Annotated in this window: 15 protein-coding genes; 9 read left to right on the top strand and 6 right to left on the bottom strand. The window is 63.8% G+C overall.

Annotated elements, in window-relative coordinates:
* Positions 1-103 precede the first annotated feature (103 nt).
* From I6F09_RS12250 to I6F09_RS12240, 3 genes are all read left to right on the top strand, one after another.
* Positions 104-517, top strand: coding sequence for a Zn-ribbon domain-containing OB-fold protein (locus tag I6F09_RS12250; RefSeq protein ID WP_027558650.1), 414 nt, complete (start codon positions 104-106; stop codon positions 515-517).
* A gap of 4 nt (positions 518-521) precedes the next feature.
* Positions 522-1,661, top strand: coding sequence for a thiolase (locus tag I6F09_RS12245; protein ID WP_225155539.1), 1,140 nt, complete (start codon positions 522-524; stop codon positions 1,659-1,661).
* 186 nt (positions 1,662-1,847) lie between these two features.
* Positions 1,848-2,762, top strand: a complete 915-nt coding sequence (locus I6F09_RS12240; protein ID WP_036023023.1) for an SDR family NAD(P)-dependent oxidoreductase — start codon at positions 1,848-1,850, stop codon at positions 2,760-2,762.
* Positions 2,763-2,832: 70 nt separating this feature from the next.
* Here I6F09_RS12240 and ppc read toward each other — a convergent pair whose 3' ends face one another.
* Positions 2,833-5,631, bottom strand: coding sequence for a phosphoenolpyruvate carboxylase (gene ppc, locus I6F09_RS12235; protein WP_225188148.1), 2,799 nt, complete (start codon positions 5,629-5,631; stop codon positions 2,833-2,835).
* A 2,730-nt stretch (positions 5,632-8,361) separates the two neighbouring features.
* Here ppc and I6F09_RS12230 point away from each other — a divergent pair.
* From I6F09_RS12230 to I6F09_RS12220, 3 genes are all read left to right on the top strand, one after another.
* Complete coding sequence (locus I6F09_RS12230; RefSeq protein WP_036006206.1) at positions 8,362-9,468, top strand: TRAP transporter substrate-binding protein; 1,107 nt, start codon at positions 8,362-8,364, stop codon at positions 9,466-9,468.
* Positions 9,469-9,561: 93 nt separating this feature from the next.
* Positions 9,562-10,125 (top strand): TRAP transporter small permease subunit, encoded by a 564-nt coding sequence (locus tag I6F09_RS12225; protein ID WP_085968941.1) that lies wholly within the window; start codon positions 9,562-9,564, stop codon positions 10,123-10,125.
* 26 nt (positions 10,126-10,151) lie between these two features.
* Positions 10,152-11,546 (top strand): TRAP transporter large permease subunit, encoded by a 1,395-nt coding sequence (locus I6F09_RS12220; RefSeq protein WP_225127319.1) that lies wholly within the window; start codon positions 10,152-10,154, stop codon positions 11,544-11,546.
* A 73-nt stretch (positions 11,547-11,619) separates the two neighbouring features.
* Here I6F09_RS12220 and I6F09_RS12215 read toward each other — a convergent pair whose 3' ends face one another.
* From I6F09_RS12215 to I6F09_RS12205, 3 genes are all read right to left on the bottom strand, one after another.
* Positions 11,620-12,024: a YccF domain-containing protein gene (locus tag I6F09_RS12215; protein ID WP_036023017.1), complete on the bottom strand. Its 405-nt coding sequence runs from the start codon at positions 12,022-12,024 to the stop codon at positions 11,620-11,622.
* Between the two features lie 171 nt (positions 12,025-12,195).
* On the bottom strand, positions 12,196-13,740 hold the full coding sequence (locus tag I6F09_RS12210; RefSeq protein WP_225188147.1) for an acyl-CoA synthetase: 1,545 nt from the start codon (positions 13,738-13,740) through the stop codon (positions 12,196-12,198).
* Positions 13,741-13,880: 140 nt separating this feature from the next.
* Positions 13,881-14,690: a crotonase/enoyl-CoA hydratase family protein gene (locus I6F09_RS12205; protein WP_036023014.1), complete on the bottom strand. Its 810-nt coding sequence runs from the start codon at positions 14,688-14,690 to the stop codon at positions 13,881-13,883.
* A gap of 116 nt (positions 14,691-14,806) precedes the next feature.
* Here I6F09_RS12205 and I6F09_RS12200 point away from each other — a divergent pair, with 116 nt between their 5' ends.
* Both I6F09_RS12200 and I6F09_RS12195 read left to right on the top strand, forming a co-directional pair.
* Positions 14,807-15,679: an SDR family oxidoreductase gene (locus tag I6F09_RS12200; protein WP_036023013.1), complete on the top strand. Its 873-nt coding sequence runs from the start codon at positions 14,807-14,809 to the stop codon at positions 15,677-15,679.
* Between the two features lie 297 nt (positions 15,680-15,976).
* Complete coding sequence (locus I6F09_RS12195) at positions 15,977-17,554, top strand: fatty acid--CoA ligase (RefSeq protein WP_225188146.1); 1,578 nt, start codon at positions 15,977-15,979, stop codon at positions 17,552-17,554.
* 142 nt (positions 17,555-17,696) lie between these two features.
* Here the strand turns inward: I6F09_RS12195 and I6F09_RS12190 are convergent, their stop codons facing one another.
* Positions 17,697-18,971: an acyl-CoA dehydrogenase family protein gene (locus I6F09_RS12190; protein WP_225188145.1), complete on the bottom strand. Its 1,275-nt coding sequence runs from the start codon at positions 18,969-18,971 to the stop codon at positions 17,697-17,699.
* Positions 18,972-19,182: 211 nt separating this feature from the next.
* Between I6F09_RS12190 and I6F09_RS12185 the strand changes: the two genes are divergently transcribed.
* The gene (locus I6F09_RS12185) at positions 19,183-19,962 is read left to right on the top strand and encodes an enoyl-CoA hydratase-related protein (protein WP_225188144.1); all 780 of its coding nucleotides are present in this window, start codon (positions 19,183-19,185) and stop codon (positions 19,960-19,962) included.
* A gap of 252 nt (positions 19,963-20,214) precedes the next feature.
* On the opposite strand, the gene I6F09_RS12180 is transcribed toward I6F09_RS12185, so the two are convergent.
* Positions 20,215-20,592: a DUF6285 domain-containing protein gene (locus I6F09_RS12180; protein ID WP_036016253.1), complete on the bottom strand. Its 378-nt coding sequence runs from the start codon at positions 20,590-20,592 to the stop codon at positions 20,215-20,217.
* Positions 20,593-20,594 lie beyond the last annotated feature (2 nt).

Genomic DNA, 20,594 nt, shown 5'->3' with positions numbered 1-20,594 from the left:
GGCATGCATGCGCATTGCTGGACCGTTGACGCGCCATGGTCGATTGTCGCATCAAGTTCGAAACCGGCGGGCGCGAGGCCTGCTTTTGGGAGGAGCCGCCCACATGGCCGAACCGCAGCGCGCGCGACCGAAACCGACGCCGGAGACCCAGCACTTTTGGGACGGCACCAAGGCCGGCGAATTGCGCCTGCAGCGCTGCGATGCCTGTGCCCATGTCTACTTCCCGCCGCGCCCGTTCTGCCCCTCCTGCGCCTCGCGCAAGGTCAGCATCTTCAAGGCCAGCGGCAAGGGCTTTCTCTACAGCTACGTGATCAACCATCGTCCGGCCGCGCCGGGCTTCACGCCGCCTTACGCCATCGCGGTGGTCGAGCTCGACGAGGGCCCGCGGATGATGAGCAACATCATCGACTGCCCGCAGACACCCGAGGCGCTCGAGCTCGACATGAAGCTCGAGGTCGCGTTCCAGGAGCTCGACGACAAGATCACCCTTCCCGTCTTCCGCCCGGCGAAGGGGTAAGGCCATGCGCAAGAACCAGGTTGCCGTCGTCGGCGCGGCCGAGACCACCGAGCTCGGTGTCATCCCCAACGCCTCGCAGCTCCAGCTGCACGCGGATGCCGCGCTCAACGCCATTGCCGATGCCGGGCTAAAGCTGTCCGACATCGACGGCTTTGCCACCGCGGTCGAAACGCCGCAGCAGGTCTGCCACTATCTCGGCATCAAGCCAACCTGGGTGGACGGCACCTCGGTCGGCGGCTGCTCCTTCATGCTGCATGTCCGCCACGCCGCGGCGGCGATCGAGGCGGGTCTGTGCAAGACGGTGCTGATCACCCACGCCGAGAGCGGCAAGTCGATGATCGGCAAACTGCCGCGCTCGACGCCGGCCGACAGCCTCAACGGCCAGTTCGAGGCTCCTTTCGGCGTCTACGGCCCGCCCAGCATGTTCCCGATTCCCGTGCTGCGCTTCATGAAGACCTACGGCATCACCCACGAGCAGCTGGCTTCGGTCGCGGTGGTGCAGCGGGAATGGGCGACGAAGAATCCGCGCGCGATGATGAAGGAGCCGATCACGGTCGCCGACGTCCTCAACTCGCGCATGATCGCCTATCCGTTCCGGCTTCTGCAGTGTTGCCTCGTCACTGACGGCGGCGGCGCGCTGATCCTGACCTCGGCCGACCGCGCCAGGGATTTTCCGCGCAAGCCGGTCTACATCATGGGCACCGGCGAGAGCGTCGAGACGCCGATGGTCAGCCAGATGGAGACGTTCAACTCCTCGCGTGCGTTCAAGACCGCCGGGCCGCTGGCGTTCAAGGAAGCCGGCATCGCCCACGGCGACGTCGACCATCTCATGATCTACGACGCGTTCGCGCATCTGCCGCTGTTCGGCCTCGGCGATCTCGGCTTCATGCCCTATGAGGAGACCGGCCAGTTCATCGCCGACGGCAACACGCGTCCCGGCGGGAAACTGCCGCTCAACACCAATGGCGGCGGCCTGTCCTACATGCATTCGGGCATGTACGGCATGTACGCGCTGCAGGAGAGCGTGCGCCAGATGCGCGGCATCGCGCCGGCACAGGTGCCGAACGCGAAGATTTCGGTGTGCCATGGTGTCGGCGGCATGTTCGCCGCGAGTGGCACGATCGTGTTTACGAACGAGAGGTAATGCGCCGCTCGCCTCTCCTCTCCCCGTTCTTACGGGAAGAGGGTTGGGGTGAGGGGCCTCTCTCCACGGATGAGATGGCCGCGAGACCTGTACCCCCTCACCCGGATCGCATCTTCGATGCGATCCGACCTCTCCCCGCAAGCGGGGCGAGGTAAGAAACGCCGGAACCCATAGCGGAGAACCCACATGAGCAAATCACTGCAAGACAAGGTCATCATCGTCACCGGCGCAGGCCGTGGCATCGGGCGCGAGATTGCGCTTCTGTGCGCCGCCGAGGGCGCCAAGGTCGTCGTCAACGATCCCGGCGGAGCCGCCGACGGCGCCGGCGCGAACGCCGCGCCCGCCGAGGAGGTGGTCGAGGAGATCAAGAAGCGCGGCGGCACGGCGGTCGCCAATTTCGAGAGCGTCGCGGAAGCCATTCCCGCCAGCAAGATCGTGAAGACCGCGACCGATCATTTCGGCCGGCTCGACGGCGTCGTCAACAATGCCGGCATCCTGCGCGACATGATCTTCCACAAGATGAGCGTGGAAGCGTTCGAAGCCGTCATCAAGGTACATCTGATGGGCTCGTTCTACGTCAGCCACGCCGCGGCGCGCATCTTCCGCGAGCAGGAGTCGGGCTCGTTCGTGCACTTCACCTCGACCTCCGGCCTGATCGGCAATTTCGGCCAAGCCAATTACGCGGCGGCCAAGCTCGGCATCGTCGGGCTGTCGAAGTCGATCGCGCTCGACATGGGCCGCTTCAACGTCCGCTCCAACTGCGTCTCGCCGTTCGCCTGGACCCGCATGATCGGCACCATCCCGACCGAGACCGACGCCGAGAAGGCGCGTGTCGAGAAGATCAAGCAGATGGGCCCGGAGAAGATCGCCCCGCTCTGCGGCTACCTGCTCGGCGATTCCGCCAAGGACGTCACCGGCCAGATCTTTGGCGTGCGCATGAACGAGATCTTCCTGTTCAGCCAGAACCGTCCGATCCGCTCGGTGCAGCGGAACGAAGGCTGGACTCCGCAGTCGATCGCGGAACACGGCATGCCGGCGCTGAAGGGCTCGTTCTACAAGCTCGATCGTTCGGCCGACATCTTCACCTGGGATCCGGTGTGAGATTGCGCGAATCGGGAGTGGCGAATGGCGAATAGGGTTTCTATTCGCTACTCGCAATTCGCAATTCGCCCTACCCCGTATTCCTCAACCCCGCCGAGATGCCGTTGATGGTCAGCTGGATCCCGCGCAGCACCTGCTCGTCGGGGTTCTGCGCGCGGTGCTCTCTCAAGAGCTCGACCTGCACGTGGTTGAGCGGATCGAGATAGGGGAAGCGGTGGCGCACGGAGCGCTCCAGCAGCGGGTTGCCCTGGAGCAGACGGTCCTGACCCATGATGTCGAGCAGCGTCTCGATGCAGGAATGCCATTCGCGGCGGATGCGGCCAAAGATTTTTTCGCGCAAGGCCTCGTCCGGCACCAGCTCGGCATAGCGCGACGCGATCGCGATCGAGCTCTTGGCTAGCACCATGTCCATGTTCGACAGCAGCATGCGGAAGAACGGCCATTCCTGGTAGAGCTCTTTCAGGAACGGCATGCCCTGCTCTGGATGCTCCGCGATCCACTGCTCGACCGCGCTGCCGAAGCCGTACCAGCCCGGCAGCATCAGGCGACATTGCGCCCACGAGAACACCCAGGGAATCGCGCGCAGATCCTCGATCGCGCGGGTCTTTTTGCGCGAAGCCGGACGGCTGCCGATGTTGAGCGTGGCGATCTCGTTGATGACGGTGGACGACCAGAAGTACTCGACGAAGCCTTCGGTCTCGTAGACGAGGCCGCGATAGGCCTTGAAGGCGAGGTTCGAGAGTTCGTCCATCGCGGTCAGATATTCGCGGCGCGGCGCGCTCTGGCGCGGATGCAGCAGACTTGCCTCCAGCGTCGCCGCGGCGAGGATTTCCAGATTGTTGCGGCCGACCTCGGTGTTGGAATATTTCGACGAGATGATCTCGCCCTGCTCGGTGATGCGGATCTGGCCGTTCACCGCGCCGCCGGGCTGCGCGATGATGGCGTCATAGCTCGGCCCGCCGCCGCGCCCCACGGAGCCGCCGCGGCCGTGGAACAGACGTAAGCGCACGTGGTGCCGCTCGAACACTTCGACGAGGCCGATCTCGGCCTTGTAGAGCTCCCAGCCCGAGGTGACGAAGCCGCCGTCCTTGTTGCTGTCGGAGTACCCAAGCATGACCTCCTGCACGCTGCCGCGGCTGTCGACTAGCCGGCGATAATCGTGCAACGACAGCATGCGGTCCATGATGCTGCTCGAAGCCTGCAAATCCTCGATGGTCTCGAACAGCGGCACGATGTTGATGGCGCTGCGGCCGGAGGGATGGACGAGGCCGACCTCCTTCAGGAGCACGGCGACCTCGAGCATGTCCGACATGCCCTTGCACATCGAGATGATGCATTGAGGAATGGCGTCCGAGCCGAATTTCGCATGCGCTTCCGCGGCGGCATGGAACACGTTGAGCTCGCCCATGGTCTCGTCGCTGTATTTGACGAAGGGCGAGACCAGCGCGCGCGTCGAGCGCAGCTCGTTCGTCAGCAGCGAGATACGCGCGTCCTCGCCGAGCGCGAGATAGGACATGCCGGGATTGGCGGCGTCCATCAGCTCGGCGATGGTGCGCTCATGGACGGCCGAGTTCTGGCGGATGTCGAGCCGGGCGAGGTGAAAGCCGAAGCAGTCCACCGCGCGGCGCAAGAGCCGCAGCCGGCCGCGCGCGATGACACGGGCGTTGTTGGAGATCAGCGAGCGGTGCAGCACGTCGAGATCGGCCTGCAGCTCCCTGACGCTGTCGTAAGGCGCCGCTTTGCCGACCGGCCGGCGCGTGATCTCGACCTCGAGCTTTTCGGCCGTCGCGGTCAGGCGCGCGTAGATGCCTGATACCGCCAGGCGATAAGGCTCGCCGCTCCGATGCGGCGAGGTGTCCGGCGAACGCTCCGCCAAGTTGCGCAGCTCTTCGGAGACGTCGGCAAGGTGGGCCGCGATCGACAGCTCCGCGCCGAGCACGTGCAGCTCGTTGAGATAGAACTGCATCACCCGGCTCGACTGCAGCCGCAGCGTGCCGCGCATCACGTCGGCGGTGACGAAGGGATTGCCGTCGCGGTCGCCGCCGATCCAGCTGCCCATGCGCAGGAACGAGGCAAGGTCGCCGGCCGCCTGCTCGCCGCTCTCCTCCAGCCGATCCTCCAGCGCGTTGATGAGCCGCGGCACCTCGCGCAGGAAGGTGTAGTCATAGAACGACAGGCCGTTGGCGACCTCATCCAGCACGGTGAGCTTGGTCCGGCGGAGCAGATTGGTCTGCCACAGCGTCAGCACCTCGCGGCGGAGCTGCTCGTCGCTGGCATCTGCCTCCTCCGCGGTCAGCGCGACGCGCTCGCGGCGGTCGAGCAGGGCTGCAATCTCCATCTCGCGGTCCATGGTGCTCTTGCGGCGGACCTCGGTCGGGTGCGCGGTCAGCACCGGGCTGACCAGCGCGGTCTTGAAGAAGTTGCGGAGCTGGTCGGGGCCGATGCCGGCCGCCTTGGCGTGGGCGAGCGTTTCCGCCAGCACGCCGGAGCCGCCGTTCTTGCCCGCGCCGCGGGCGCGCATCTGGCGGATGTTGTTCTGGTCCTCGGCGATGTTGGCGAGGTGCGAGAAATAGCTGAAGGCACGGATGATCCGCACCGTCTCGGAGATCGACATGCTGTCGAGGATCTGCTCGAGCTCGCGGCGGGCGAGTCGGTCCTCGTCGCGGTGGAACCGGATCGAGGTCTGCCTGATACGCTCGACCAGGTCGAACACATCAGGACCCTCCTGATCGCGCACGGTGTCGCCGAGAATGCGCCCGAGCAGGCGGATGTCGTCCCGCAACCGCGCATCGGCCTCCATCGCCTGGACATCCTCAGGGCGGTTGGGACGATGCTCAGTGGCGTCGGATGATACGGTCTGGAGGGACATGGCTCGCTCCCCTGCTCGCGCCTTTGGCGGCCCGGTCCGGAGGAGTGTGCGATATTTTTCTACCGCAGTGCAAGATGAACTTGATGGCGGCGCGGCAGGGCCGGGGTGATGATCGCGTGTCCCGGACAAGCAGCAACGCCGCAAGCGTTGTTGCGCCGAGCCGGGATCCAAGAGCCGCAGGGCACATTGCTGCAATATGGGCCCCGGCTCTGCAGCGCATCGCTGAAGAAGCGCTGCGCTGCGTCCGGGGCACGAGATGAGCTAGTTCTGGAAATAAAAACGCCTCCGCGGTCTCGCGGCGTGGTCCGCCCGAAGTTTTGCTGTCCGTTTCGCCCTCAGCGAGAAGCAAGGGCGCAGGGAAGGCCGGGCGCCGGCTGGCACCCAGGTCCGCACGCGAAAAACGCACGCGGGGTGACCACAGGTGATGCCGGACATCCCGGCCTTCCCTGCGCAATGGTTTTACGGCTTATGGCGCGCTCTCCCCGGGGAGCGATGCACTATTGCCCCCGTCGCCTTGCGGATAATCGATGCGCGCACCCGGTCGGGCCGCTTCACCACCGCAAGCCTTGACGCACAGACCCCGGGCGTCAGGACCACACGCTTTTGCCGTCCGCGGACGTCCCTCCCCAGACAGTCGGAAGCTCGCGCGTGCTCGCCCCAATGCCGAAAAGAAACGCTGTGACCGCGCCGTGTCGTACCGCGGATCGCGACGGCTCACGGGCCTCAGCCCGCCCTGCCACCCCGTCACGCGCCGGCGCTGCCGCGTCCATCGCATCCCGGCCTACGTATCGTGACGATCGCGAAACGTCCCTTTGACGGGCTGGGATGCGCTACGGTTTAACCGAAACAACGAATTCGGTCAATCAGAATATTTTGCACTCCCGCCCCTTGACCTGCATTTGGCGTGTTTTGCCCGACGGGCAGCGCGAGGGATTGGGGCGCAGACCACGAGCCATGGCGCTGAAAAATAGGCTCCGCTATCTCGAAATGCGTAGGATGGGTAGAGCGCTGCGAAACCCATCACGTTGCGTCATCGGCGGACAGGTTGATGGGTTTCGCTGACGCTCTACCCATTCCACGAGCTTGCTCGGGCTACAAGCGGACGCCGCGCACTTGGCTGAATGGCACCAGAACTGTAGATTGAACTGCCGCGAAACAAGCAAAACGGCAAGGTCGTTCATATTCGGAGCAGTTCGACTAAATGGCGCGCCCCTTCTTGATCGTCTTCGATTGGATTTGGCTCGCCCCCATTTTCGTGACAATGGTGGGCGGACTATCTGCTCTGCGGACGCAAGGCCCACCATGGATCATCCACCTGTGCGTCTTTGGATGTTTGCTCGCAGCGTTGCCAGCGTTCATTGGTCTATGGAGCACAATAGATCCGGACGCCGCGGGTGAGCCGACAAACGCATTCACGGCGCTGCATTACCTCATTGTGATGGTGGGGTGTGGCCTTGCATACTCAATCTTTGCCTTGATGCTTTTCTTGAAGAGAAGGCGAATAGCCTGAGCATGGCAATCGGCGAACAGATGATGGGTTTCGCTGCGCTCTACCCATCCTACGAGCTACCGCAGTGCAAGATGAACTTGATGGCGGCGCGGCAGGGCCGGGGTGATGATCGCGTGTCCCGGACAAGCAGCAACGCCGCAAGCGTTGTTGCGCCGAGCCGGGATCCAAGAGCCGCAGGGCACATTGCTGCAATATGGGCCCCGGCTCTGCAGCGCATCGCTGAAGAAGCGCTGCGCTGCGTCCGGGGCACGAGATGAGCTAGTTCTGGAAATAAAAACGCCTCCGCGGTCTCGCGGCGTGGTCCGCCCGAAGTTTTGCTGTCCGTTTCGCCCTCAGCGAGAAGCAAGGGCGCAGGGAAGGCCGGGCGCCGGCTGGCACCAAGGTCCGCACGCGACAAGACGCACGCGGGGTGACCACAGGTGATGCCGGAACATCCCGGCCTTCCCTGCGCAATGGTTTTACGGCTTATGGCGCGCTCTCCCCGGGGAGCGATGCACTATTGCCCCCGTCGCCTTGCGGATCACTGATGCGCGCACCCGGTCGGGCCGCTTCACCACCGCAAGCCTTGACGCACAGACCCCGGGCGTCAGGACCACACGCTTTTGCCGTCCGCGGACGTCTCTCCCGGACTGTCGGAAGCTCGCGCGTGCTCGCCCCCAATGCCGAAAAGCAACGTTGTGACCACACCGTGTCGTGCCGCGGATCGCGATGGCTCACGGGTTTGCCCGCCCTGCCATCCCGTCACGCGCCGGCGCTGCCGCGTCCATCGCATCCTGGCCTACGTATCGTGACGATCGCGAAACGTCCCTTTGACGAGCCGGGATGTGCTGCGGTTTACCCGAAACAGCGAATTCGGTCAATCAGAATATTTGCACTCCCGCCACTTGACCTGCATTGGCGTGTTTTGCCCGTCGGGCAACGCGAGGCATGGTGTGCGCCGCATCGCCTGGCCGCGTCCCGCCGCAGCCAAAGGCGCCCCCGGCGTCTGGTTTGCCACCGACAGCCAGCGTAACAAACGAATGGAGGTTCGTCGCCGAAGGGTCAAAGAGCTGACGTCTCGACCATGTCCAATTCCAGCGCTTGCTACCGCCAGAAAGCAAGATGACAACTTGCGGCGATGGTGGCAGAATGATGACAGACGTGGTTTGAAGACTTGGCGACCAAGAACAACGAAGAGAATAGTTCGCCGCGGTCACGTTGTCCAAGGGAGGAGATGGCTCATGAAACGCATGTTTCTGGGACTGGTCGCCGTTGCCCTGATCGCTTCGGCGTTTGTCGTATCCACCACAACAGTCATGGCGCAGACGAAGGTGTTGAAGATGCAGGCCACATGGCCGGCGTCGCTCACGCTCTATGACAACTTCACCTATTTCGTCGATCGAGTGAACAAGCTGTCAGCCGGCGCGCTGAAGATCGAGGCGATGCCCGCCGGCCAGGTCGTGCCGGCGTTCGAGGTGCTGGACGCAACCAACAAGAAGGTGCTCGACGGAGCGCATGCGTGGGCCGGCTACTGGACCGGCAAGAACAAGACCGCGATCCTGTTCACCGGCGGTCCCGGCGGCACCTTCGGCATGGACTTCATGGACGTGATGGGTTGGCTCTATCACGGCGGCGGCCTCGAGCTTTACAACGAGTTTTATCAGAAGGAGCTCAAGCTCAACCTCGTCGTGTTTCCAATCCTGCCTGCAGGGCCGCAGGCGTTCGGCTGGTTCAAGAAGCCGATCCAGACGGTCGAGGACATGAAGGGCATGAAATGCCGCCAGACCGGCATGGCCGGCGAAGTGTGGCAGGCGCTCGGCTTCACGGTGGTCAACATGCCGGGCGGAGAAATCATTCCCTCCGCGCAACGCGGCGTGATCGATTGCGCCGAATGGGTCGGCGGCATCGAGGACATGCAGCTCGGCTTCCACAACGTGTGGAAGTATCACTATTCACCCGGCTTGCATGAGAACGTGACGGTCGGCGAGCTCGTCATCAACGGCGATGTGTGGAAGGAGCTCAGCCCGCAACATCAGGAGATCATCAAGTCGGCGGCCAACGAGACATTCCTCGTCTGGTGGACCAAGTGGCAGCGCCAGAACGCCGATGCGCTGATTGAGATGCAGCAGAAGCACGGCGTACAGATCCTCCGCACGCCGACGGAGATCCTGCTGGCCTTCATCAAGAAGTGGGACGAGATCGCGGCCGCCGAGGGCGCCAGGAACCCGTTCTTCAAGAAGGTGCACGACTCGCAGAAGGCGTATGCCAGCGCTGTGGTGCCGTACAAGAGGTCTTACTTCCCGCCATACTCCTTCATGGCGAACTACTATTTCCCAACCGAGAAATAGGACTCCTCCGAGGGCGGCCGATTTGACCGCCCTCAATTCGCACGCAGGCGGCCTGCTTTGCGCCGCACGAATGATCGGCGAAAGGGGCGAGGCATGGCTGAGATAACAGGCGGGCAGCCACCGGCGCTTCTGGCTATCATCAGGATGATCGACGGCTTCACCGACCGGACCGGCACGATCATCTCGTGGCTCTCGGTGCCGCTGGTTCTCGCCGTCGCCTATGAGGTTGGAGCGCGTTACCTGTTCAACGCGCCGACCATATGGGCCTACGACGCAACCTACATGCTGTACGGCTCGCTCTTCATGCTTGGCGCCGCTTACGCGCTGCACAAGGGTGCTCATATCCGTACCGACTTCTTCTGGGAGAAGTTCTCGATCCGTAGGAAGGGCTGGATCGATACGATCTCCTATGTCGTCTTCTTCTTCCCGAGCCTGATCATGCTGTTCCTGATCAGCTGGAACGAATTTCACTACGCCTGGCTGATCAACGAGACTTCGGACCAGACTCCCTGGCGGCCCGTGCTGTGGCCGTTCAAATTCGTCGTGCCGCTCGCCTGCCTCCTGCTGCTGGTCCAGGGCGTGTCCGAGTTGATCAAGAGCATCTACATGGCGCGCACCGGCGTCGAGCTGGAGCATAAGGAGAAAGTCGAGATATGACCGCAGAAGCGCTCATCGGCCTCATCATGCTGCTGGTGCTGCTGGGCGCGATCTTCATCGGTGTGCCGATCTCGTTCACGTTGCTGTTTCTCGCCTTCTCGTTCGGCTACTGGGGCATGGGCGGGACGGTCTTCGAGCTTGGTTACTTCCAGACCATCGGCATGATGAAGGAAGAACTTCTCGCCGCCGTACCGCTGTTCATCTTCATGGGCTTCATCACCGAGCAGGCGGGACTCATGGAGCGCCTTTTTACCGCGTTCCGCATGCTGCTTGCGCCGGTGCGCGGCGCACTCTTCCTCGTCGTCATCCTGACCTCGACCGTGTTCGCGATGGCGACAGGCATCGTCGGCGCAGCCGTCACCGTTCTTGGCATCATGGCATCGCCAATCATGACGAAGGCGGGCTATGATGCCAAGCTTTCAGCGGGCACCATCACGGCGGGCGGCACGCTCGGTATTCTCATTCCCCCGTCGGTCATGCTGATCGTGATGGGGCCGGTGCTCGGGGTTTCGGTCGCCGATCTCTATGCTGCAGCCTTCGGACCGGGCTTTCTGCTGGCCGGCGTCTACATCATCTATCTGATGGGCCGCTCCTTCATCAATCCCAAGCTCGGGCCGCCAGTGCCAAAGGATGAGCGGATCTACTCCGCTGGATACATTGCACGCGAGGTGGCCGTCGGCACGCTGCCGCTGCTCGGGCTCATCACGGCGACGCTCGGCTCGATCATCGGGGGGCTTGCGACGCCGACGGAGGCCGCCGGCATCGGCAGCGTCGGCGCGCTGATCCTGGCCATCGCATATCGCAGGTTCTCGCTCAGCGGACTGCAACGGGCGCTGATCTCGACGATGGCGACGTCGAGCATGGTCCTCCTGCTGGCGGTCACGTCGAACATTTTCGGTGCGGTGTTCGCCCGCCTTGGCTCAGCGAACTGGATCACCGAGACGATGCTCGGCCTGCAGTTGCCGCCGAGCCTCATGCTGATTGTCGTGCTCCTTCTCATTTTCCTGCTGGGGTGGCCGTTTGAGTGGCCGGCCATCATCCTGGTGTTTCTGCCGATCTTCTATCCTGTCGTGAAAGGCATGGGCATCGACCTCATATGGTTCGGAGCGTTGGTTGCGGTGGTGCTGCAGACCGCCTTCCTGTCGCCGCCCGTCGCCATGTCAGCGTACTATCTCAAGCAGGTGGTCAAGGGCTGGAGTCTCGGAACGATCTACGCTGGCATGTTCCAGTTCATGGTGCTGCAGGTGATCTGCGTTGGCCTGATGATTGCCTTCCCCGGCATTGCGACCTGGTTCCCGCACACGCTGCATGAAGCATCTCGCAGCCAGGTGATCCCGGAGGAGTACAGAAAAATCCTGGAACAGCAGAAACAAGCACCGTCCCTGGAAGACGAGGACTGGTTGACACCAAAAAAGAAGTAGCCCGCGCGATTGAGTCCGCGACGGCGCCACACGGCTCCGCTCTGCCGCCGAGCGCCGATGTTGAGGCAACGTCCTAAGCCGGCACGATCACCTTGCCGATCGGCCAGAGCGCGATGCCGGCGAGCTTCAGATGAGCCCAGGCGAACGGGATACCGATGATGGTGACGGCGAGGACGAGCGCGGTCAGGAGGTGACCGAGTGCGAGCCACCAGCCGGCGAGCACGAACCAGATGATATTGCCGATCACCCCGAGCGGGCCGGTGCCGATATCCTCGACGCCGGTGACATCGTAGCGGTTGACCGCCCGGGAGCCGAACGGCAGCAGCGTGTAGACGGCGATGTTGAACGCCGCCCGCGCCCAGGGCAGGCCGATGATGGTGATCGCCATGACAACGGCCGCGATCAGCCAGCCGAACGCCATCCAGGCGCCGCCGATGAGGATCCAGAGGATGTTGAGCAGGATGGAAACGGGGGCCATGGGACGATCCGGAGGTGGATGATCCCATCCATATAGGCTCGGAATTTGTCCGTGCTAGGACGCTTCCAGCGCGCGGGGCGTAGCCCGGATGGAGCGAAGCGTAATCCGGGATGATTTTTCCACGGCGAGAGATCCCGGATTACGCTTCGCTCCATCCGGGCTACGAAGTAGCTAGATCTTCCGCCCCGCCTGCTCCCAATAGGGATCGCGCAGGCGGCGCTTGAAGATTTTTCCGGAATCTTCGCGCGGCAGGCCGGTGCGGATCTCGATGTGCTTGGGCACCTTGTAGTCGGCCAGATGCGCCTTCAGCGCGGCGCGGACATCGGAAGCAGCGAGCGTGACCCCGGGTTGCGGCTCCACCACCGCCATCAGCGCCTCGCCGAACTCGGCGTCGGGGATGCCGAACACGGCGCAATCATGCACGCCGGGCACCGCATGCAGCACGGATTCGATCTCGGCCGGGTAGATGTTGACGCCGCCTGATATCACCATGTCGCGCTTGCGGTCGCAGATGAAGACGTAGCCGTCTTCATCGATATAGCCGACGTCGCCGGAGGTGATGAAGCCGTCGCGGTCGATCTCGGCGCGCTTCTCCGGCTTGTTGTGATAGGTGAAATCGGCCATCTCGGCCATGCGCGAATAGATCTCGCCGATCTCGCCGACGCCGAGTACGCGTCCGTCGTCGCCGATGAAGCGCAGCTCGGCGCCCGGCGAGATCTTGCCGACGGTGCCGGGCTTCTTCAGCGCATCCTCGGAGGTCGCGAAGGTCACGGCGCTGGATTCGGTCGAGCCGTAGAACTCGTAGATCACCGGCCCCCACCATTCGATCATGGCGCGCTTGACGTCGGCCGGGCACGGCGCGGCGGCGTGGATGACGTGGCGGAGCGAGGAGACGTCGTACGTCCTGCGCACCTCCTCGGGCAGCTTCATCAGGCGGATGAACATGGTCGGCACCATGAAGATGGTGTCGATCTTGTAGTGCTCGATCGCCTGCAGGAATTCCTCCGCCTCGAAGCGCGGCATCAGCACCAGGACGCCACCGAGCTTGCCGGCGCGGATGCCGAACGAGTTCGGCGCGGAATGATAGAGCGGCCCCGGCAGCAATGCGCGGGCGCCGGCCTTGAGCCCATAGATCATCGCACGCATGCGCTCACCGGCAGCCTGCTGCTCCGGCGTCGGCGCGTTACGGCGGACGCCCTTGGGATGGCCTGTCGTGCCCGACGTGTAGATCATGTTCATGGGCTGCGGCACGATCGGGCCGTCATAGGGCGGGTGTTGCGCGAGCCAGGCTTCGAAGTCGATCGCGAAGTCCGGCTTCGTCAGATGATCCGGATCGATCTTGTAGTTGGAGCGGATTTCCGGCGGCGTCGGCACACTGAGCACGGTGACTCCCTCAGGAATCGCATCGCGCAAACCGTGCAGCATGTCGGCATGAGCGATCAGGACGGCGGTGCCGGAATCCTTCAGGATGTAGATGATCTCCTCCGGTTTGAAGTGCCAGTTGATCGGCACGCCATAGGCGCCCAGCCGCATCGCGGCGTAGGCGGCTTCGAGGAAGGCGATGTCGTTGCGCATCAGCATGCAGACGCAATCGCCCTGGCGGACGCCGATCTTGGCGAGGCCGGAGGCGATGCGGTCGGCGCGCTCAGTGACCTCGCCGTGAGAGCGGCGGCGCTCGCCGGAGACGATGCCGAGGAAGGGGGACGTTTGGCTCATTGTTGTTTTTCTTTGTTGTTGTTTGTGCCGTCATTTCGGGTCGATGCGCAGCATCGAACCCGGAATCCATTTCACAGCGAACGATGCGGCTCGATGGATTCCGGGCCTGCGCCTACGGCGCATCCCGGAATGACCCAAAGCTAATCCGCAAAATTCGGCGCGCGCTTTTCCAGATTGGCGCGCACGGCCTCGGTCTGGTTGGGGCTGCCGATCAGCTTCTGCTGCTCGACGGATTCGGCGAGCAGCGCCGGGCCCGGATCGACCGAGAGATTGTTCAGCATCCGCTTGGCCGCGCGGATCGCATCGGGGCTTTTTCCTGCGATCTCGCGCGCGACATCAAGCGCCGCAGCGCGCGGATCGTCGCAGATGCGCGTGGCGAGGCCGTAGGTCATCGCCTCCTGCGCGGAGAAGATGCGCCCGGTGTAGGTGAGATCGCGCAGGATGTCATCGCGTACCAGCGAGGCCAGGATCGGCGTGCCCGCCATGTCGGGGACGAGGCCCCATTTGATCTCCATGATCGACATGCGCGCATCCGAGCTGAGAAAGCGCATGTCGGCGCCGAGCGAGAGCTGGAAGCCGCCACCGAAGGCGACGCCGTGCACGGCCGCGATCACAGGCATCGGTAGCTGGCGCCAGCCCCACACCGCCTGTTGCGCGAAGTTGGCCTTGCCATATGTGCGCACCGTGAGATCGCGATTTTCGCCACCCGGAATTCCGTTGCCACCCTTCTCCTTCATGGCGGCAAAACGCCCCATGTCCAGCCCGGCGCAGAAGGCGCGGCCTTCGCCCGAGAGCACGACGGCGCGCACGCCCTTCGCCTTCGACAGCCGGTCGGTTGCGGCGACGAGGGCCTCGAACATGGGCTGATCCAGCGCGTTCATCTTGTCGGCGCGCACCAGGCGCACATCGGCGACGCCTTCCGAGATCGAGATCGAGACGCGATCTTCCATGGACGAATTCTCCCCTAGTTCCTGCCTGTTCTTGTTCAGTGCCGCTTTACAGGACGCCGGCGGCCGGATTTAGTCAATCGACCAATTAACTGACAATCGCGACAGAGGAAACAGCCATGTTCAAGGAAAATCTTCTGGCGGGCCGACGCATTCTCGTGACCGGCGGCGGCACCGGTCTCGGCAAATCGATGGCGGCGCGCTTTCTCCAGCTCGGCGCCGAGGTGCACATTTGCGGTCGGCGCAAGATCGTGTGCGACGAGACCGCAACCGAGCTGATGGATCTCTACGGCGGCCGCGTCACCAGCCACGGCGTCGACATCCGCAACGCGCTCGCAGTCGAGGAGATGATCGAGAGCATCTTCCGCGATGGCCCCCTCACCGATCTCATCAACAATGCGGCCGGCAATTTCATCTCGCGGACCGAGGAGCTCTCGCCGCGCGGCTTCGATGCGGTCGCCAACATCGTCATGCATGGCACGTTCTACGTGACACATGCGGTCGGCAAGCGCTGGATCGCCTTGAAGCAGCCCGGCAACGTCGTCTCGATCACCACGACCTGGGTGCGCAACGGCTCGCCTTACGTGGTGCCCTCGGCGATGAGCAAGTCGGCGATCCACGCCATGACGATGTCGCTTGCCACCGAATGGGGACGACACGGCATCCGCCTCAACACCATCGCCCCGGGCGAAATCCCGACCGAGGGCATGAGCAAGCGCATCAAGCCCGGTGACGAAGCCGGCGCGCGCACCAGGGCGATGAACCCGATGGGCCGGGTCGGCACCATGGAGGAACTGCAGAACGTCGCGGTGTTCCTGATCTCCGGCGGCTGCGACTGGATCAACGGCGAGACCATCGCCATGGACGGCGCCCAGGCGCTCGCCATGGGCGGCAACTTCTACCAGCTCCGCGACTGGAGCGACGACGACTGGAAGACCGCGCGCGAGAGCATCATGGCGCAGAACGAGAAGGACCGCGCGAAGCGGGGATGACGGCGCATTGCAAATGCGCGGACATGTAAGGGGCTGACGTTTTCACCACGCCCCCAGTTGTCGTCCCCGCCTAGTGCGCAAAGCGCACGGGGGCGGGGACCCATAACCACAGGGAGCAGTCGTGGCGCGAGACAGGTAACTGCGTGTCTTCGCCAAACAACTTCCTGTGGCTATGGGTCCGGATCTGCGCGCGCTTGAGGCGCGCGCTTGTCCGGGACGACAGCGGAGCCCATCTTGTCTTCACCGGCGGATGACGCCACACTCCCGGGCATAAAAACAAACGCCTGCGGGAGAAACATGTCCATACAGAAACTGGCGAACCTCGCCGACATGGTGCGCGAGCGTGCAAAGAGCCGCGGCAGCGCCATCGCCTATGAATTCGAGGGCCGCACCACCAGCTTCGCCGAGTTCGACGCCAAGTCCAACAAGGTCGCGAACGCGCTCCTCGCGATGGGCGTGAAGATGGGCGACCGCATCGCCTATCTCGGCAAGAACAGCGACATCTATTTCGAGCTCCTGATGGGTGCGATGAAGGCTGGCGTCGTGATGGCGCCGGTGAACTGGCGGCTGGCAGGGCCCGAGGTCGCCTTCATCGTCTCGGATTGCAGGGCGCCGGTGCTGTTCGTCGGGCCGGAGTTCATCACTCAAGTGCGCCAGATCAGGGAGCAGATACCAAGCGTGCGCACCGTCATCACCACCGAGGGCGGCGCGCCGGAATGGCCGGATTTTACGGCATGGCGCGATGCGCAGAGCGGCGATGATCCGAAGGTGCCGATCGACACCACGGACATCGCGATCCAGCTCTACACGTCGGGCACGACGGGCAAGCCGAAGGGCGCGATGTTGTCGCATGCCAACTTCCTCAACCTGGTGCAATCCGGCAATGCCGAGGACAAGCCGGAGTGGAACCGGTGGTCGACCGACGATGTCTCGCTGGTGGCGATGCCGATCTTTCACATCGGCGGTTCGGGGTGGGGCGTCATGGGGCTCTATCACGGCGCCCGCGGCGTGATCGCGCGCGAGTTCGACCCGACCAAGGTTTTGGATTTCTTCGAGCAGTCGGGCATCACAAAACTGTTCATGGTGCCGGCGGCGATGCAGTTCGTGGTGCGGCAGCCACGCGCCAGGACGGTCGACTTCTCGCGGCTGAAATACATGCTGTACGGCGCCTCGCCGATTCCCGCAGCGCTGCTGAAGGAATGCATCGAGGTCTTCAAATGCGGCTTCGTGCAGCTCTACGGCATGACCGAGACCACCGGCACCATCGTCGCGCTGCCGCCGGAGGATCACGTCGAGGGGCTGGAGCGGATGCGCTCGGCCGGCAAGGCGCTGCCGGGCGTCGAGATCGCGATCCTGGATCCGGACGGCAAGCCGCTGCCGCCGCGGCAGGTCGGCGAAATCGCAACGCGCTCGGGCTCCAACATGGCCGGCTACTGGAACCTGCCGGAGGCGACCGCATCCACGCTGCGCAGCGACGGCTGGCTGCGCACCGGCGATGCCGGCTACATGGACGAGGACGGCTATCTCTACATCCATGACCGCATCAAGGACATGATCATCTCCGGCGGCGAGAACATCTATCCGGCCGAGGTCGAGAGCGCTCTGTGCGACCACCCCGATGTCGCGGAAGCCGCCGTGATCGGCGTGCCTGACGACAAATGGGGCGAAGCCGTGAAGGCGATCGTGGTGATGAAGCCGGGCAAGCAGGCGACTGCCACCGAGATCATCAACTTCACCCGGACGCGCATCGCCGGCTACAAGACGCCGAAGAGCGTGGAATTCCTGCCTGCGCTGCCGCGGAATCCGTCTGGCAAGATCCTGCGGCGGCAGCTGCGCGAGCCGTATTGGGCGGGGAAGGATCGGCGGGTGAATTGATCCGCGGTGCCGTAGGGTGGGTTAGCCGTAGGCGTAACCCACCTCTTTGCAATCCACGCGGATGGCGCTGGTGGGTTACGCCCTGCGATCGCGCTTCGCGCAATCGCAGCGCTAACCCACCCTACGATAGCAGTGCGAGCGTCTAATGCTTCCCCGGCCCCATATACCCGAACAGGAATCCCGCCACTTTCCGCATCTGGATCTCCTCGCTGCCTTCGGTGATCCGATAACGGCGATGGTGGCGATAGATGTGCTCGAACGGCTTGTGGCGTGAATAGCCCATGCCGCCATGGACCTGCATGGCGCGGTCGGCGGCCTCGCAGCAGAGGCGGTTTGCCCAATAATTGCACATCGAGACCCGGTCGGACAGGGTGCGCTCGATTTGCTCCTCATTGAGCTGGTCCATCTCCCAGGCGGTCTTGCGGATCAAGAGGCGCAGCATCTCGGCTTGGGTCGCAAGCTCGACCAGCGGGAACTGGATCGCCTGGTTCTCGGCCAGCGCCTTGCCGAACGGTTTGCGCTCACGCGCGTATTTCACACTCTCGTTGATGCAGTAGACCGCGGCGCCGAGCGAGCTTGCCGCCTGGCGAATGCGGTTCTGGTGCACGAAGCATTGCGCCAGCGACAGGCCGCGGCCGACCTCGCCGAACAGCGCATCCTCCGGCACGAAGACGTCGGTGAAGCTGACGCGCGGATGGTCGGTCGGCATGTTGAAGGTCCACATGTACTCCTCGACCTTCACACCATGGGTCTTCGCCGGCACCAGGAAGCAGGTGATGCCGCGGGCGTCGCCATCGTTGCCGCTGGTGCGCGCGAACAGCGCGCAGTGCGTGGCGACGTGCATGCCGGTCGTCCACATCTTCTCGCCGTTGATGATCCAGCCCTTGACGTTGTCGCGGGTGGCTGCCACCGCGCGCGTCTCCATGTGGGTGGCATCCGAACCGTGATGCGGCTCGGTCAGGCCAAAGGTGATGCGGTACTTGCCCTTAATGGAGCCGTCGATCATCGCCTTCTGGTCGTCGCGGCCGTAGCGGTCGAGCATGGTGACGACGGGGAAGTTGCCGACGATCGAATGCTCGTTCTGGAGGTCGTTGTGCAGGCCGAGACCCCTTGCGGCAAAATGCTCGCGGATCACGGCCATCCAGAGGTTGGAGCCGTCCTTGCCGCCGTATTGCTTCGGCACAGGAAAGCGCAAATGCCCGGCGGCATCCGCAAGATCCTTGGCCTTGCGCAGCAGCGCCTCCCATTCGTGACGCGGCAGGCCGCCATTGTCGAAATCGGTGCGCGCCCATTCGCGGCGATGGTCGAAGAAGCGGATGTTGTCGTCGGCCCGTTCCAGCGGCTTGATCTCGCGTTCGATGAAACGGTCGAGCTCTCCGAGATAGGCGACGAGATCGGCAGGCAATGAGAAATCCACAGGTTCTCTCCCGGATTGATTTTATCGTTTTGCGTTAAGGCGCTGGGCGCATTCTTGCTTGGTGCGATTAAGGTGAGAAGAGCGCGTGCAAGTCAAGCAAGCCGAGATGTGAGGAGCGCAAGGCGCGCCCGCGCAATTCGATGGTGCTCTGGCGCACCCGCACGGTAGTATGGGGCCAATATTCCTTCGAAAGAAAATCCGGGAGCGCGCGATGGAGCTGAAATTCTCAAAGGTGGAACGCAAGGGGCCGATCACGATCGTGACGCTGTCGCGGCCCGAGGTCTACAACGCGCTGCACACCGATGCGCACTTCGAGCTTCAGAAGGTGTTTGACGATTTCTCCGCCGATCCCGAGCAGTGGATCGCGATCGTCACGGGCAGCGGCGATAAGGCGTTCTGCGCCGGCAACGATCTGAAGTGGCAGGCAGCGGGGGGAAAACGCGGCTGGGACAAGGGCGGCTTCGCCGGCCTCACCTCACGCTTCGACTGCGACAAGCCGATCATCGCCGCCGTGAACGGCGTCGCCATGGGCGGCGGCTTCGAGATCGCGCTCGCCTGCGACCTCATCATCGCCGCGGAGAACGCGACCTTCGCCCTGCCCGAGCCGCGCGTCGGCCTTGCCGCGCTCGCCGGCGGCTTGCACCGGCTGCCGCGCCAGATCGGGCTGAAGCGCGCCATGGGCATGATCCTCACCGCGCGCCATGTCAGCGCCAAGGAAGGTCTCGAGCTCGGTTTCGTCAACGAGGTGGTGCCGCAGGGCGAGGCGCTCAACGCCGCGCTGCGCTGGGCCGAGATGATCGCCAAGAATTCGCCGATGTCGATCCGGGCCTCCAAGCAGGCGATCCAGAAGGGGCTTGGCGTGTCGCTGGAGCAGGCGATCGCGGAGCAGCGAGACTATCCGGCCGTGCAGGCGATGGTCGCCTCGCAGGATTACGTCGAGGGCCCGAAGGCGTTTTCCGAGAAGCGGCCGCCGAAATGGGTGGGGAAGTAGGAAACGGGTCTCCCCACTCGTCATTCCGGAGCGCGCCGACAGGCGCGAGCCCGGAATCCATTGAGCGACAGAACGTGCGGATGAATGGATTCCGGGTTCGTCGCTTCGCGACGCCCCGGAATGACGGCGGAGAGAGGAGCGCCCCCTCTCTCAACACTGTCATTGCGAGCGTAGCGAAGCAATCCAGGCTGCCCAGCAGAGACAGTCTGGATTGCTTCGTCGCAAGGGCTCCTCGCAATGACGGGGAGAGACCTACCCGCTTCGTCCTAGTTCGCGCTTGTACGAGGCATAATTCGGCTGATCGACCGCCAGCTTGTCCATCGTGGTTGCCCACAGGTGCTCGGCGAGGCCTGGGGTCGCGAGATCCATCTCCCCGCTCGCGATGCGATGTGCGAGAACACGGTTGAGCTCCATGACCGAGCCGTCGATACCGAGCAGCGCGCGCAGGCGCTCCACCTCCTTCGCATCGCTTCCCTCCTCCCGCGTCAGCTGCCGCGTGACGAGGTCGAGGATGTTGATGGCGACGCGCAGCTTGAAGGCTTGGTGGCCGGAGATCAGCGGCGTGATGTCGCTGCGGAGGAAATCGGCGACTGCCTTGGTCAGCTCGATCGGGGTCGGCTCGTCCTGCATGT

Origin of the sequence: Bradyrhizobium sp. IC3195 (assembly GCF_020193585.1) — a bacterium.
Taxonomy (GTDB): Bacteria; Pseudomonadota; Alphaproteobacteria; order Rhizobiales; family Xanthobacteraceae; genus Bradyrhizobium; species Bradyrhizobium yuanmingense.
Note: the sequence above shows the minus strand (reverse complement) of the source record. Positions and strands in the feature narration are given on the sequence as shown.